At 69.5% G+C, this 13937-nt stretch carries 14 protein-coding genes; 7 read left to right on the forward strand and 7 right to left on the reverse strand.

The window, feature by feature from the left end; genetic code table 11:
• Positions 1-3: 3 nt before the first annotated feature.
• Both A5730_RS11600 and A5730_RS11605 read right to left on the reverse strand, forming a co-directional pair.
• Positions 4-1059: a putative zinc-binding metallopeptidase gene (locus A5730_RS11600; RefSeq protein WP_067899927.1), complete on the reverse strand. Its 1056-nt coding sequence runs from the start codon at positions 1057-1059 to the stop codon at positions 4-6.
• On the reverse strand, positions 1052-1993 hold the full coding sequence (locus tag A5730_RS11605) for a transglutaminase family protein (RefSeq protein WP_197506232.1): 942 nt from the start codon (positions 1991-1993) through the stop codon (positions 1052-1054). Before A5730_RS11605 ends, A5730_RS11600 begins: the two co-directional genes overlap by 8 nt.
• Before the next feature lie 92 nt (positions 1994-2085).
• Here A5730_RS11605 and A5730_RS11610 point away from each other — a divergent pair, with 92 nt between their 5' ends.
• Positions 2086-2475 carry an MmcQ/YjbR family DNA-binding protein gene (locus A5730_RS11610; RefSeq protein WP_067899930.1) on the forward strand — a complete coding sequence of 130 codons (390 nt, stop codon included), beginning with the start codon at positions 2086-2088 and terminating at the stop codon, positions 2473-2475.
• A gap of 6 nt (positions 2476-2481) precedes the next feature.
• Here A5730_RS11610 and A5730_RS11615 read toward each other — a convergent pair whose 3' ends face one another.
• From A5730_RS11615 to aspS, 3 genes are read right to left on the reverse strand one after another with little or no spacing between them, the layout of a single operon-like run.
• Positions 2482-3549: an aromatic acid exporter family protein gene (locus A5730_RS11615; RefSeq protein WP_067899933.1), complete on the reverse strand. Its 1068-nt coding sequence runs from the start codon at positions 3547-3549 to the stop codon at positions 2482-2484.
• A gap of 4 nt (positions 3550-3553) precedes the next feature.
• On the reverse strand, positions 3554-3985 hold the full coding sequence (locus tag A5730_RS11620; RefSeq protein WP_067899938.1) for a nitroreductase family deazaflavin-dependent oxidoreductase: 432 nt from the start codon (positions 3983-3985) through the stop codon (positions 3554-3556).
• A complete protein-coding gene (gene aspS, locus A5730_RS11625) occupies positions 3982-5763 on the reverse strand; it encodes an aspartate--tRNA ligase (RefSeq protein WP_156745769.1) in 1782 nt (593 codons plus the stop codon). Before aspS ends, A5730_RS11620 begins: the two co-directional genes overlap by 4 nt.
• A 56-nt stretch (positions 5764-5819) precedes the next feature.
• On the opposite strand from aspS, the gene A5730_RS11630 reads away from it, so the two are divergent.
• From A5730_RS11630 to A5730_RS11645, 4 genes are all read left to right on the forward strand, one after another.
• Positions 5820-6707, forward strand: coding sequence for an oxidoreductase (locus A5730_RS11630; protein ID WP_197506234.1), 888 nt, complete (start codon positions 5820-5822; stop codon positions 6705-6707).
• 9 nt (positions 6708-6716) lie between these two features.
• On the forward strand, positions 6717-7220 hold the full coding sequence (locus A5730_RS11635; protein WP_067899942.1) for an SRPBCC family protein: 504 nt from the start codon (positions 6717-6719) through the stop codon (positions 7218-7220).
• A 9-nt stretch (positions 7221-7229) separates the two neighbouring features.
• On the forward strand, positions 7230-8102 hold the full coding sequence (locus tag A5730_RS11640; RefSeq protein ID WP_067899944.1) for a neutral zinc metallopeptidase: 873 nt from the start codon (positions 7230-7232) through the stop codon (positions 8100-8102).
• An 87-nt stretch (positions 8103-8189) separates the two neighbouring features.
• A complete protein-coding gene (locus tag A5730_RS11645; protein WP_067899947.1) occupies positions 8190-9803 on the forward strand; it encodes an MFS transporter in 1614 nt (537 codons plus the stop codon).
• Positions 9804-9846: 43 nt separating this feature from the next.
• Here A5730_RS11645 and A5730_RS11650 read toward each other — a convergent pair whose 3' ends face one another.
• On the reverse strand, positions 9847-10290 hold the full coding sequence (locus A5730_RS11650) for a hypothetical protein (RefSeq protein ID WP_067899951.1): 444 nt from the start codon (positions 10288-10290) through the stop codon (positions 9847-9849).
• Positions 10291-10353: 63 nt separating this feature from the next.
• Between A5730_RS11650 and A5730_RS11655 the strand changes: the two genes are divergently transcribed.
• Together A5730_RS11655 and A5730_RS11660 are read left to right on the forward strand one after the other, a co-directional pair.
• Positions 10354-11199: a patatin-like phospholipase family protein gene (locus A5730_RS11655; RefSeq protein WP_067899954.1), complete on the forward strand. Its 846-nt coding sequence runs from the start codon at positions 10354-10356 to the stop codon at positions 11197-11199.
• A 36-nt stretch (positions 11200-11235) separates the two neighbouring features.
• The gene (locus tag A5730_RS11660) at positions 11236-12804 is read left to right on the forward strand and encodes a metallophosphoesterase family protein (protein WP_067899957.1); all 1569 of its coding nucleotides are present in this window, start codon (positions 11236-11238) and stop codon (positions 12802-12804) included.
• Between the two features lies 1 nt (position 12805).
• Here the strand turns inward: A5730_RS11660 and A5730_RS11665 are convergent, their stop codons facing one another.
• The gene (locus A5730_RS11665) at positions 12806-13834 is read right to left on the reverse strand and encodes an Rv2578c family radical SAM protein (RefSeq protein ID WP_067899958.1); all 1029 of its coding nucleotides are present in this window, start codon (positions 13832-13834) and stop codon (positions 12806-12808) included.
• Positions 13835-13937 lie beyond the last annotated feature (103 nt).

Genomic DNA, 13937 nt, shown 5'->3' on the forward strand with positions numbered 1-13937 from the left:
AGCCTAACCCGCGATGGCTGCGGGTCCGCGCGCGTCTGAGGTCATCTCGTCGATCACGGTGTAGATGAACTTCATCTTCTCCAGCACCGCGACCGGCAACACGAACGGGTACAGGTCATCGTGGCCCATCGACCGGTTCACCATGTTCAACGACCACGACAGCGGCAGCCACATGTCGATGATCGTCTGAAAAGCGCTGGGCCCCAACGCCGGCCGGTCGAACGTCGCCGATGCCGACGCGAAGCCGCACCACGCCGAGGTGTCCAGGGTGTCGCGGATGTGCAGGTAGTGGGCGAAGGTCTCGGCCCAGTCCTCGGCGGGATGCATGGTGGCGTAGGAGGACACGAAGTCCTCTTGCCAGCCCTCGGGTGCGCCCTCGCTGTAATGGCGGTCGAGTGCCTCCTGATAGTCCGCGTCGGGATCGCCGAACAGCTCGTTGAAGCGCACCAGGTAGTCGCTGGACGGGGCGATCAGCCGGTAGAAGTAGTAGTGGCCGATCTCGTGCCGGAAGTGTCCGAGCAGAGTGCGGTACGGCTCCTCCATCTCGACCCGCAGCTGCTCGCGGTGCACGTCGTCGCCCTCGGCCAGGTCCAGGGTGATCACGCCGTTGTCATGGCCGGTGAACACCTTCTCCTTCGCGCTGGAGAGCAGGTGGAAGGCCAACCCCTGCTCGGGATCCTCCTCGCGCCCGATGATCGGCAGCTTGAGCTCGTGCAGCTCGGCGATCAGCCGCCGCTTGGCCGCCTCGGCGCGGGCGAACTCGGCCAGGCCGGCGGTGTCGGCGTCGTTGGGCCGCACGGTGGTCAGCGCGCAGGACGTGCACAGCAGCCGCGGGTTGTTGACGGGAACCAGCCAATTGCATTCGGCCAGTTGCAGATTGGCGCACAGCTGATACTCGGCGGCATCCACGAAACCGGCGTGCTCGCCGGCGTTCTCCTCGGCGATCACCAGCAGGGCCATCTGCTCGAGCGAAAACCCCAGCGCGCTGCCGCAATTCAGGCAGGTGGAGTTCTCGAACGTCAGGCGCTGGCCGCAGTTCGGGCAGTTGAAGTCACGCATGGAGCACATCTCCCTCGAAGGGCACCACGTCGACCGCGACGTCGATCACACTGTGTTCGGAGTCGGTGTAGATGATGCCCCGCAGCGGCGGCACGTCGGCGTAGTCGCGGCCGCGTCCGACGATGATGTAACGCTCGTCGACCAGCTGGTCGTTGGTTGGGTCGAGCCCGAGCCATTCGTACTGGCCGGGCTCCTGCGGTGTCCACACCGCCGCCCAGGCGTGGGTGGCGTCAATACCGATCATTCGATCCTTCCCCGGTGGCGGGTCGGTGGCCAGGTAGCCGGACACGTAGCTGGCTGCAAGACCGTTGGCGCGCAGGCAGGCGATTGCCAGCCGTGCAAAGTCCTGACATACCCCCTCCCGGGCCGCCAGAACCTCTTTTACCCCGGTGGAAATCGTGGTGGACCCCGAGCGGTAGGTGAAGTCGGCGAAAATCCGCGATGTGAGGTCGCGCAGCACATCGACCAGCGGGCGCTCCGGGGCGAAACTGGGCGCCGCGTATTCGCGGACCTCATCGGTGATCTCGGGCGGAATCAGGTCCAAGGTGAACTCGACGGCCAGCGCCCCCTTGCCCCCCGTCGGCCGGGAGGCCTCCCACGGTTGAACCGCCGGGCCGCTGGTGTAGCGCCCCGGTGCCGGCGGATACGCGTCGACGATGGAGTCGCTGGTGACGATCAGGGTGTGGTGCGGCTCGGTGACGTGGAAATACGAGCTGATGTTGCCGTACACGTCGAAGCTGGTGGAGACGTCGGCTGGGGCGGGGTCGATGGTCAGCCGGTGGGCGATGCAGCGCTGCCGTGCCGAGTCGCGCGGGGTGAGGAAGCCACGGCCGTAGGAGCTGGTCACGACGTCGGAGTAGCGGTACTCGGTGCGGTGGGTGACTCGATGGCGGCGGGCGCCCCCGGCATCAGCTTCAAGCACAAGGCTGATCACATCACACACCGGGCGGTTGCGCGCCGTTCGCGCCGCGAAACCGTTTGCCAATACAGCGGCACTCGTGGCCAAACCGGGAGCACAATCGAATTGTGGCCACGTGGTACGACGTCGCCCGCATCGTGAACGAGCTGGCACTCACCTCGGAGCCGTCACCGCATGACTGGCGGGTCGGCAAGAAGTTGCTGGCCTGGGAGCGGCCGCTGCGCCCGTCTGAGCGCGACGAGCTGGCGCGGGGCGGGTCGGAACCGCCCGAGGGCGACATCCTGGGCGTGCGGGTGTCCGACGAGGGCGTCAAGTTCGGGTTGATCGCCGACGAGCCGACCGTGTATTTCACCACCCCGCATTTCGACGGCTATCCGGCGGTGCTGGTCAAGCTGTCCGCGATCTCGGTCCGCGACCTCGAGGAGCTGATAACCGAGGCGTGGCTGACCCAGGCCCCGCGGAAGTTGGTCCAGGAGTTTCTGGCCGACTCCCGCTGAAGCTCCTCACACGCGCCGGAGGTCGATCACCCGCTGCAGGTCGTCGACGCAGGCGCTGACCACGTCGGCGAGGATCAGCTGCCTTTTCCCGGACGCGGTCGACTGCAATTCCGAAGCGTGTCGGCGCGCCGAGGCGGTGTAGGCGCATGCGCCGGCCGGATCGGAGTCGGCCAGGGCCGTCGCGGCGCCGAGCACCACCAGCACGGTGTGCACGGGCTGCGAAAGATGCTCGCGATGGCCGTCGGCGTCGGGGGCCACGGCGCGCGCGAGTTGCAGCACCGAGCCGGCCAGCAGGGCCACGTGCACGGCCTGGTGATCGGCGGCCTCGATGGTGCCGCGCAGGCGCCACCGCCGCGGGGCGATGGTCACGACGTGGCGGGCGGTGGTGCGCGCCTCGAGCAGTCCGCTGAGCTGCTCGTGCACCCGGTCGACGGCCGTCAGCGGCCAGTCCGGCGGCGGGTCTTTGCGCCCGGCGGCGACGTCCGCGGCCCGCGTCAAGACGTCGTGCAGCACCCCGAGCACGCCGACGCGCGCGTTGCGCAGCAGCGTGAGCGGGTCCGCGGGGAACAGCAGGACGGCGAAGACGATCGCCAGCGCGCCGCCGATCAGGGCGTCGAAGATGCGTTCCCAGCCCAGGCCGCTGCGGAAGAGCGCGAGCACCAGGATCGCCGACACGACGGTCTGGTTGGCGAACATCATCCCGTGCCCGATGAAGCCGCCCCCGATGAACACCGCGGCGCCCAGCGCGACGAAGGCGGCGATCGCGATGGGGACCGCCCCGGGACCCAGCAGGGCCTGCACCACCGAGCCGACCCCGATCCCGAGGGTGACCCCGACCATCATCTGGATGGCGCGTTGCGCGCGCAGCACGTTGCTCGTCGACAACGACACGGCGGCGGCGATCGGCGCGAAGAACGGCTGGGGGTGCGCCAGCACGTCGTGGGCGATGTACCAGGCCAGACCCGCCGCAACGGCGGTCTGCACCAGGTTGAACCACACCAGGCGCAGCCGCTTCCCGCCCGCCCGCGCGGCGGCGAGGAGAACCGATGGCCCCGTCCGCCGCGATGTGCCCACGGGCCTAGGTGCGCTGCAACTCGAACAACGGAATGACCCGGCTGGTCTTGGACTGGTACTCGGCGAAGCCGGGCGCGGCCGCGGTGATCTTGTCGAAGAGCGCGTCGCGCTCGTCGGACGGCAATTCGCGTGCGGTGACGGCGAATTCGTCGGTCCCGATCTCGACGCGCGCCTGCGGGTTGGCCCGCAGGTTGTGTACCCACGCCGGGCTGACGGGGGCGCCGGCGAACGAGCCGATGATGATCAGCTTGCCGTCGATGTCGAAGTACGCCAGCGGTGACACCCGCTGCGCGCCCGACTTGGCGCCGGTGGTGGTGAGCAGCAGCAGGTTGGCGCCCTCGAACTGGCCACCGACCTTGCCGCCGTTCGCGTGGAACTCGTCGATGATGCTCTGGTTGAACGCGTTGATGGTCTGGGTATCGGGCATTTCAGTCATGCCTGGTCAACCTTCTCCGGTTTAGCGTCTATTCCGGACTCCTTGCGCTGCTGCGCGGTGATCGGAGCCGGCGCGTCGGTGAGCGGGTCGACGCCGCCGCCGGTCTTCGGGAAGGCGATCACGTCGCGGATCGAGTCCACCCGGGACAGCAGCGCGTTGATCCGGTCCCAGCCGAACGCGATTCCGCCGTGCGGCGGCGCGCCAAAGGTGAACGCCTCCAACAGGAATCCGAACTTCTCCTCGGCCTCGGCGTGGTCCAGGCCCATCACGGCGAACACCCGCTCCTGGATGTCGCGGCGGTGGATACGGATCGAGCCGCCGCCGATCTCGTTGCCGTTGCAGACGATGTCGTAGGCGTCGGCCAGCACGTTGCCGGGATCGGTGTCGACCACGCCTTCGTACTCGGGCTTCGGCGAGGTGAACGCGTGATGCACCGCGGTCCACGCGCCCGAGCCGACGGCCACGTCACCGGCGGCGGTCGCCTCGTCGGCGGGCTCGAACAGCGGCGGGTCGACCACCCAGACGAACGCCCACGCCTCGGGATCGATGAGGCCGAGCCGGTCGGCGATCTCGTTCCGGGCGGCACCCAGCAGCGCGCGCGAGGACTTCGGCGGCCCGGCCGAGAAGAAGACGCAGTCCCCCGGCTTGGCCCCGACGTGCGCGGCCAGGCCGTCCCGTTCGGCGTCGCTCAGGTTCTTGGCCACCGGGCCGCCCAGCGTGCCGTCGTCGGTGATCAGCACGTAGGCCAGCCCGCGGTGCCCGCGCTGTTTGGCCCACTCCTGCCAGCCGTCCAGCGTGCGCCGCGGCTGCGAGGCACCACCCGGCATGACCACCGCACCGACGTAGGGCGCCTGGAACACCCGAAACGTGGTGTCTTTGAAGAACTCCGTGCACTCGACGAGCTCAAGCCCGAACCGCATGTCCGGCTTGTCGGAGCCGAAGCGGCGCATCGCGTCCGCGTAGCTGATCCGCGGGATGGGCGTCGGGATCCGGTAGCCGATCAGCGCCCACAGCGCGGACAGAATCTCCTCGGAGATCGCGATGATGTCCTCGGCGTCGACGAAGCTCATCTCCATGTCGAGCTGGGTGAACTCGGGCTGGCGGTCGGCGCGGAAATCCTCGTCGCGGTAGCAGCGGGCGATCTGGTAGTAGCGCTCCATGCCGGCCACCATCAGCAGCTGCTTGAACAGCTGCGGGCTTTGCGGCAGGGCGTAGAACGAGCCGGGGTGCAGCCGGGCGGGCACCAGGAAGTCGCGCGCGCCCTCCGGCGTCGAGCGGGTGATCGTCGGCGTCTCGATCTCGACGAAGTCGTGGGCCGCCAACACCGCGCGGGCGGCGGCATTCACGTTGGAGCGCAAGCGAATTGCCGCGGCCGGGCCGTCGCGACGCAGGTCCAGGTAGCGGTACTTCAGCCGCAGCTCCTCGCCGGCGGGCTCGTCGAGCTGAAAGGGCAGCGGCGCGCTCTCGCCGAGCACGGACAGCGACGCGGCGTTGACCTCGATCTCGCCGGTGGCGATCTCGGGGTTGGCGTTGCCTTCCGGGCGGATCTCGACGACGCCGGTCACCGCGACGCAGAACTCGGCGCGCAGCCGGTGCGCCTGGGCCAGCACGTCTTCGGCGCGGAACACCACCTGGGCGATGCCCGAGGCGTCCCGCAGGTCGATGAAGATGACGCCGCCGTGGTCGCGGCGGCGAGCCACCCAGCCCGCTAACGTCACCTGCTGCCCGGCGTCGCTGCTTCTCAGCGAACCGGCGGCGTGGCTGCGCAGCACAAACACTCCCTTTCAGCAGGCTTTGGACGAGTGACCAGTCTAGAGCAGGTAGTTTCGGTCCTATTGCCACCACCATCGCACTAGTCGGCCCCGGCGCCGTCGGCACGACGGTCGCCGCGCTGCTGCACAAGGCCGGACACCGGGTGGTGGTGTGCGGGCACACCCCGCGGGACGGCATCGAATTGCGGCCCGACGGGGCGGATCCGATCGTGGTGCCCGGCCCCGTGCACACCGACCCCGGCTCGGTTACCGGCCCGGTCGACGTCGTGGTGCTCGCGGTCAAGGCCACCCAGAACGACGCGGCGGCCGGGTGGCTGGCCCGGCTCTGTGACGAGCACACGATCGTCACCGTGCTGCAGAACGGGGTCGAGCAGGTCGAGCAGGTGCAACCGCACTGCCCGTCGTCGCCCGTGGTCCCGGGCATCGTCTGGTACTCCGCCGAAACCCAGCCGCAGGGCTGGGTGCGGCTGCGCACCGAGGCCGCCCTGGTGCTGCCCAGCGGGCCGTCCGCCCAGACGATCGCCGAGCTGCTGCGCGGCGCCGGGTGCCGGGTGGACTGCGACCCCGACTTCATCACCGCGGCCTGGCGCAAGCTGCTGACGAACGCGCTGGCCGGGTTCATGGCGCTGTCGGGCCGGCGGTCCGGGATGTTCCGCCGCGACGATATCGCCGAACTGTCGCGGCGCTACGTCGCCGAATGCCTGGCCGTCGCGCGCGCCGAGGGCGCCAAGCTGCCCGACGGCATCGTCGCCGAGCTGGCCGAGATGTTCCGTCACGTTCCCGAGGACATGAGCACCTCGATCCTGACCGACCGGGAGAACCGCCGCGCGATGGAATGGGACATCCGCAACAGGGTGATCATCCGCAAGGGCCGGGCCCACGGCCTGCCGACACCGATCAGCGATGTGGTGGTGCCGCTGCTGGCCGCGGCCAGCGACGGCCCCGGCTAGATTGATTTCATGTTCCCCTGCGAGCACGTCGACCTGGGCTTCATCGACAGCGCACCTTTCGTGTTCCGCAATAGCGTCGACCTCGCCATCACGCCCGAGCAGCTTTTCGAGGTGCTCGCCGACGCCGAGTCGTGGCCACGCTGGGCCAGCGTGATCACCAAGGTCACCTGGACCAGCCCCGAACCGCGCGGCGTCGGCACCACCCGCGTCGTCGAGATGCGCGGCGGAATGGTCGGCAACGAGGAGTTCCTGGCCTGGGAGCCGTTCAGCCACATGGCTTTTCGGTTCAACGAGTGCTCAACGCAGGCCGTCGCCGCGTTCGCCGAAGATTACCGGGTCGAGGTCACCCCGGGTGGCTGCCGGTTGACGTGGACCATGGCGCAGAAGCCCGCGGGCCCGGCCCGGCTGGCCATGTACGCGGTGGGGCCGCTGCTGAACCTCGGGCTCCGCCGATTCCTGCGCAACCTGCGCAGCTACACCGACGCCCGCTACTCCGCGACCCGGCAACCTTAGGAGCGCCCCATGTCCTTCAACGAGGGAATGCAGATCGACACCAGCACCGCGTCCTCGTCCGGCGGCGGCATGGGGATGGCCCTCGGGGGCGGCGGTCTGGGCCTGCTCATCCTGGTCGGGGCGCTGTTGCTGGGCGTCGATCCGGGCCGCGTGCTCAACACCCAGCAGAACACCGGCGGCTACTCGGCGCCCGGCTTCGACCTGAGCCAGTGCAAGACCGGCGCCGACGCCAACAAGTACGTGCAGTGCCGCGTCGTGGCCACCGGCAACTCCGTGGACGCGGTGTGGAAACAGCTGATGCAGGGTTACACCCGGCCCCACGTGCGGCTGTTCACCGGTTCGGTGGACACCGGCTGCGGGCCGGCCACCACGGCGGTCGGGCCGTTCTACTGCCCCGTCGACCAGACGGCGTACTTCGACACCGACTTCTTCCAGGAGCTGGTCGACAAATTCGGCGCCAGCGGTGGGCCGTTCGCGCAGGAGTACGTGGTCGCCCACGAATACGGCCACCATGTGCAGCAATTGCAGGGCGTCCTGGGGCGCGCCCAGCAAGGGGCGAAGGGCGCAGGCGGCAACGGCGTGCGCACCGAATTACAGGCGGACTGCTACGCCGGGATCTGGGCGCACTACGCCTCGACCGTCAAGCAGGAGAGCACCGGCGTGCCCTACCTACAGCCCCTGAGCGACCAGGACATCTCCGACGCCCTCTCGGCCGCGGCGTCGGTCGGCGACGACCGCATCCAGAAGGAATCGACCGGACGGGTCAACCCCGAATCCTGGACGCACGGCTCGTCGGAGCAACGGCAGCACTGGTTCACCGTCGGCTACCAGACCGGCGACCCGAAGAAGTGCGACACCTTCGCGGCCCCCGATTTGGGGTAGCCCCGACGGCGGCGCTCCGTCATGCGCGCGTCGGGTGTGTGCCCTAGACTTCTACCCCGCCGCATCGACGCGAAAGGCGTTGGCCGTATGCCGGAGTTGACCCAGCAGGGCACCGACGCCGCGGAAGTGTCGGTATGGGCGCCGTTGCGCAATCCGGTTTTCCGCTCGCTGTTCATCGCCCAGTTCGTCTCCAACGTCGGCACCTGGATGCAAAGCGTTGCGGCGCAATGGTTTCTGGTGGAGGCCCACAGCAGCGCCACCGTCGTGGCGCTGGTCCAGACGGCGAGCCTGGGGCCCACCCTGCTGCTGGGGTTGTTCGCCGGCGCGCTGGCCGACGTGTTCGACCAGCGGCGGCTGCTGATGGTGTTGCAGACGTACGCGGTGCTGGTCGCGCTGGCGCTGGCGGGGCTGACGTACTTCGGGCGGCTCACCCCGGCGGAGCTGCTGCTGTTCACTCTGGCCATCGGCCTGGCCTCCGCGCTGACCGCGCCGGCCTGGCAGGCGATTCAGCCCGAGGTCGTCCCGCGCGAGCAGATAACGGCCGCCGCGACTTTGGCCAGCGTCTCGGTGAACATCGCCCGAGTGGTCGGACCCGCCATCGGCGGTGTCGTGCTCGCGCTGGCCGGTCCGGCCGCGGTGTTCGCGATCAACGCAATCTCGTTCGTCGGCATCATCATCGCCCTGTCGGCGTGGCGGCGGCCCAAGCAGATCGCCCCCGTCGAACGGGAGCACCTCGGCCAGGCGATCATCACCGGGTTGGGTTACGCGGTCAACGGCCCGATCTTTCGCCGAATCCTGCTGCGCGCGGCCCTTTTCGTCTTCCCCGCCTCCGCCCTGTTGGCCCTGCTGCCGGTCAGCGCCGCCGACACCTGGCACCTGGGCGCCAGCGGATACGGTGTCGCGTTGGGCGCCATCGGTTTTGGCGCGGTGCTGGCCGTCGCGGTGCCCGCGCCGTTACGCCAGAAGCTGCCACCGAACACGCTGCTGGCGGGGTGCGCGGCCGCGTACGGCGCCGCCACGCTGGCCGTGGTCTGGTTGCCGTTCGCCACGGCCGCCCCCTTCCTTGTGTTGTCGGGGATGACCTGGTTGATCACGCTGACCACCCTGAACGCGGCGGCCCAGCTGCACTTGCCGCGCTGGGTCCGGGCCCGCGGGCTGGCGATGTACCTGCTGGTCTTCACGGGGTCTCAGGCGGTCGGCTCGTACCTGTGGGGTGTGATCGCCACGCGGGAGGGGCTCGGCGTGGCGTTGACCGTCTCCGCGGCGTTACTGGGCGTCACCGCCCTCAGCGTCGGCACGCTCGGGCTGCGGCCGGAAACCGGGAAGTTGAGCCGCGACATTTCGCGGGCGTGGCCGACGCCGATGGTCGTCTTCGAACCGTGCCCCAACGACGGACCAGTGCTGGTGACGGTCCGGTATCGAGTGGCCACCGACACCCTCGAGGACTTCGTCGAGTCGATGAGCGCCGTCCGGCGATCCCGGTTGCGGACGGGCGGCCACAGCTGGGGGCTCTATCACAGCCTGGAGCAACCGGACACGGTCCTCGAGAGGTTCACCGTGCCGTCGTGGACCGAGTTCGAACGTCAGCACACCGAGCGCTGGCTGGAGTCCGACCACGCCGGCGTGACCAAGGCGGTGGGCTACACCGTCGACCACGCCCGGCGGCACGAGTACTTCCTCGCATTGCGGGTGCATCGATGACCCGGGCGCCGTTCGCTCTCCGCGAAACCGCCCGAGCGGCCCGTTACCAGGGCCGCGTGGAGCAGGTGACCCCGGTGGTGGCGCTCTGCGTCACCACGACCTGGCCGTCGACGGCGATCTGGCACTGGATCTGCGGCGTGTTCGACGAGTCGCAGTCCGGCCAGTGGCACCCGCCGCTCGCGTTCACGAACGCCCACTGATTCGGGTTGGCCAGGGTCGTGTTGTACACCAGCGGCTGGCCCGCGGCGAACGCCGTCTGCACGCTGCTCAGAAACTGCGACGAGTTCGCGTCGAAGGCCGCCTGGCTGGGCGGATCGCTGTTCATGTAGCGGACGTTTCCGGTGAGGTTGCCGGTGGCGGTGATGGTGTAGGTGACCTGATGGCCGGCGGGATCCGCGGAGGAGGTCGCGGGCGTGACGGCCACCGCCGCGGCCGCCGCAAACGTCGCCACCGCGACCCCCGTCGTCACTATTCGCACGTTCGTCATATCGAAAACGCTACCCAATTCGTTACGGGGCTACGCGTGGGAAAAGGTCTCTACTATGCATCTGTGCCCACGGCCTTCGTGTTGTCCGGCGGGGCCAGCCTCGGCGCGATCCACGTCGGGATGCTGCTCGCCCTGGCCGACGAGGGGGAACGGCCCGACCTGATCGTCGGGACGTCGGTGGGCGCGCTGAACGGCGGATGGATCGCCTCACGGCCCGACCGGCAGGGGATCCTCGGGCTGGCCGACCTGTGGAGGTCGCTGACGAGAAAAGACATCTTCCCGACCCACCCGATCGCGGGCGCGATGGGCATACTGGGCCGGCGCTCGCACCTGGTGCCCAACGTCGGGTTGCGACGGCTGCTGGCCGAGAAATTGGAGTTCGCCCGGCTCGAGGACGCGCCGATCCCGCTGCACGTGGTGGCCACCGACGTGATCTCCGGCAACGATGTCCTGCTGTCGTCGGGAAATGCGGTCGACGCGATCGCGGCCAGCGCCGCCATTCCCGGCGTCTTCCCGCCGGTGCGGGTCGACGGGCGCGACATGATGGACGGCGGCGTCGTGAACAACACGCCGGTGTCGCACGCCGTCGCGCTGGGCGCCGACCGGGTCTGGGTGCTGCCGACCGGCTACTCGTGCGCCCTGCCCGAATCGCCGAAGACGGCGGTCAACATGGCGTTGCACGCCATGACCCTCGCCCTGAACCATCGCCTGGCCGGCGATATCGAGCGGTTCGAGCCGGCGGTGGACCTGCGGGTCATCCGGCCGCTATGCCCCGTCGCCATCTCCGGGGCCGACTTCTCGCACGGCGCAACGCTTATCGAGCGTTCGCACGCGGCCACCCGCGAGTGGCTGGCGGGCCGCCGCCCGTCCACCGGCCAGGCCGCGCTGCTCGAGTCGCACCGCCACTAGCGGGCGCCGTTCACCCCGCTCCGGTATGAAGCAGGGGTGGACGACCCCGAACAGCCCGCCCCCGGCATCAGCCGCCGTCGGTTGTTGGCGACCGGCGCGGTCTCGGCCGCCCTCGGCGCGGGCCTGGGCGGCGGGGCCGCCCTGCTGTGGTCGCACCCCGCCGCGCCCGGCCTCTGGTATCAGCCCGGCCGCACCGGCGCGCCGCCGGTGAGCGGGCTGCACCTGCAATTCGGCCGCGATGCCGGCACCGAGGCGGTGGTGTCCTGGCACACCGTCGACGCCGTCGGCAACCCGCGCGTGATGCTCGGCACGCCGGCGTCGGGCCTCGGGCGCACCGTGGCGGCCGAAACCCGCACCTACCGGGACGCCAGGTCGAACACCGAAGTCCGGGTGAACCACGCGCGCCTGACGAACCTGACCCCGGACACCGACTACGTGTACGCCGCGGTGCACGACGGCGCCGAGCCGCAGATGGGCACCCTCCGAACCGCACCGTCGGGCCGAAAGCCGTTCCGCTTCACCAGCTTTGGCGATCAGTCCACGCCGACGCTGGCAAGATTGCCCGACGGCCGGTACGGCACCGACAACATCGGGTCACCGGCCGCCGCCGACACCACCCTGGCGATCGAGCGCATGGCGCCGTTGTTCAATCTGGTCAACGGCGACCTGTGCTACGCCAACCTCGCGCAAGACCGGATCCGCACCTGGTCGGCCTGGTTCGACAACAACACCCGATCGGCGCGCTACCGGCCGTGGATGCCGGCGGCGGGCAACCACGAGAACGAGTGGGGCAACGGGCCAATCGGCTACGGCGCCTATCAGACCTACTTCGCGGTTCCGGACTCGGGATCGAGCACCGAGACCCGCGGGCTGTGGTACTCGTTCACCGCCGGTTCGGTGCGGGTGATCAGCCTGAACAACGACGACGTGGCGTTTCAGGACGCCAGCAATTTCTACGTGCACGGCTACTCTTCAGGAGAGCAAAGGCGTTGGCTGGCGGCCGAACTCGCCGCCGCGCGAAGCGATCCCGACATCGACTGGGTGGTCGTGTGCATGCACCAGACGGCGATCTCCACCGCCGACGCGCCCGCCAACGGCGCCGACCTGGGCATCCGCGAGGAATGGCTCCCGCTGTTCGATCAGTACCGGGTCGACCTGGTGCTGTGCGGGCACGAACACCACTACGAGCGTTCGCACCCGGTGCGCGGCACGCTGCAGACCGACACCCGCACGCCGATGCCGGTGGACACCCGCGACGACGTCATCGACTCCACCAAGGGGACGGTGCACGTCGTGATCGGCGGCGGTGGCACGTCCATGCCCACGAACGGCCTGTTGTTCCCCGAGCCGCGCTGCCGCGTGTTGACCGCCGTCGGCGCTTTCGATCCCGGGCTCGGGCACAAGGCGCCGACCTACGTTATGGAGGACGCGCCGTGGTCCGCCGTCCGGGATCGGGACAACCCCTACGGCTTCGCGGCGTTCGACGTGGACCCCGGCCAGCCGGGCGGCAACACCTCGATCAAGGCGACGCACTACGCGGTGAGCGGACCGTTCGGCGCGGTGACCGTGGTGGACCAGTTCACGCTGACAAAGCCGCGCGGATAGCTCAAAACAGCGTCGCCTGAACGGGTTCCGGCTCCACCCGGGCCGGAGCCGGTTGCCGGAACGAGCGCTCACCGCCGCCCAGCCCGTATTTCGCGATCAGCGGCGCGGCCCGCCCCCGCAGCAATTCGCGGTAGCCGGCCGGCAGGTACGCCCCGCGCCGGTACAGCTCGCGGTAGCTGGACACCAGCTCGGGATGCGAGCGGCCCAGCCAGGACATGAACCAGCCGCGGGTCGAACCGCGCAGGTGCAGGCCGAAGACCGTGACACCGGTGGCACCGGCCGCCGCGATCTGGCCAAGCAGCCGATCGAGGTGCTCTTTCGAGTCGGTCAGGTACGGCAGCACCGGCGCCACCATCACGTGACAATCCAGCCCGGCCTCGCGGACCGCGGCGATCAGGCCAAGCCGCGCCTGAGGCGTGGGCGTGCCGGGTTCGACGTCGCGATGCAGGTCCGCGTCACCGACCGCCAGCGACACGGCGACCGATAGCGGAACGTGTTGCGCCGCATCGGAAATCAACGGCAGATCGCGGCGCAGCAGCGTGCCCTTGGTGAGGATCGACAGTGGGGTGCCGGATTCGGCCAGGGCGCCGATGATGCCCGGCATCAGCGCGTAGCGGCCCTCGGCGCGCTGGTATGGGTCGGTGTTGGTGCCCAGCGCGACGGTTTCGCGCCGCCACGACGGCCGGCGCAGCTCGCGGCGCAATACCTCGACGACGTTGGTCTTGACGACTACCTGGCTGTCAAAGTCGTTGCCGCAGTTGAAATCCAGGTATTCGTGGGTGGGCCGGGCGAAGCAATAGCGGCACGCGTGCGAGCAGCCGCGGTAGCCGTTGACGGTGTAGCGGAAGGGCAGCGCCGAAGCATCCGGCACCCTGTTGAGCGCGGACTTGCACAGCACCTCGTGAAAGGTGATGCCCTCGAACTGTGGCGCGCGCACGCTGCGGACCAGGCCGATCCGCTGCAACCCCGGCAACGCTCCGTCCTCGACGGGCTCCCCGTTGACGGCGACAGCCTGGTCCGCCCAGCGCATGACCTATTCGAACAATAGTTCGATTGGATGTCAAGGACCCCGCGTGTCAGATGTGGCCGGGCACCACGATCGGCGGTGGCGGCGGGGGCGGCGGGGGTGTCCA

Origin of the sequence: Mycobacterium sp. ACS4054 (assembly GCF_001667275.1) — a bacterium.
Taxonomy (GTDB): domain Bacteria; phylum Actinomycetota; class Actinomycetes; order Mycobacteriales; family Mycobacteriaceae; genus Mycobacterium.

Bases quoted from the DNA above. Each gene is read 5' to 3' on its own strand.
- A5730_RS11635 (WP_067899942.1), top strand. From the start codon at position 6,717: ATGTTCCCCTGCGAGCACGTCGACCTGGGCTTCATCGACAGCGCACCT.
- A5730_RS11640 (WP_067899944.1), top strand. From the start codon at position 7,230: ATGTCCTTCAACGAGGGAATGCAGATCGACACCAGCACCGCGTCCTCG.
- A5730_RS11665 (WP_067899958.1), bottom strand. From the start codon at position 13,834: ATGCGCTGGGCGGACCAGGCTGTCGCCGTCAACGGGGAGCCCGTCGAG.
- A5730_RS11620 (WP_067899938.1), bottom strand. From the start codon at position 3,985: ATGACTGAAATGCCCGATACCCAGACCATCAACGCGTTCAACCAGAGC.
- A5730_RS11650 (WP_067899951.1), bottom strand. From the start codon at position 10,290: ATGACGAACGTGCGAATAGTGACGACGGGGGTCGCGGTGGCGACGTTT.
- A5730_RS11600 (WP_067899927.1), bottom strand. From the start codon at position 1,059: ATGCGTGACTTCAACTGCCCGAACTGCGGCCAGCGCCTGACGTTCGAG.
- A5730_RS11645 (WP_067899947.1), top strand. From the start codon at position 8,190: ATGCCGGAGTTGACCCAGCAGGGCACCGACGCCGCGGAAGTGTCGGTA.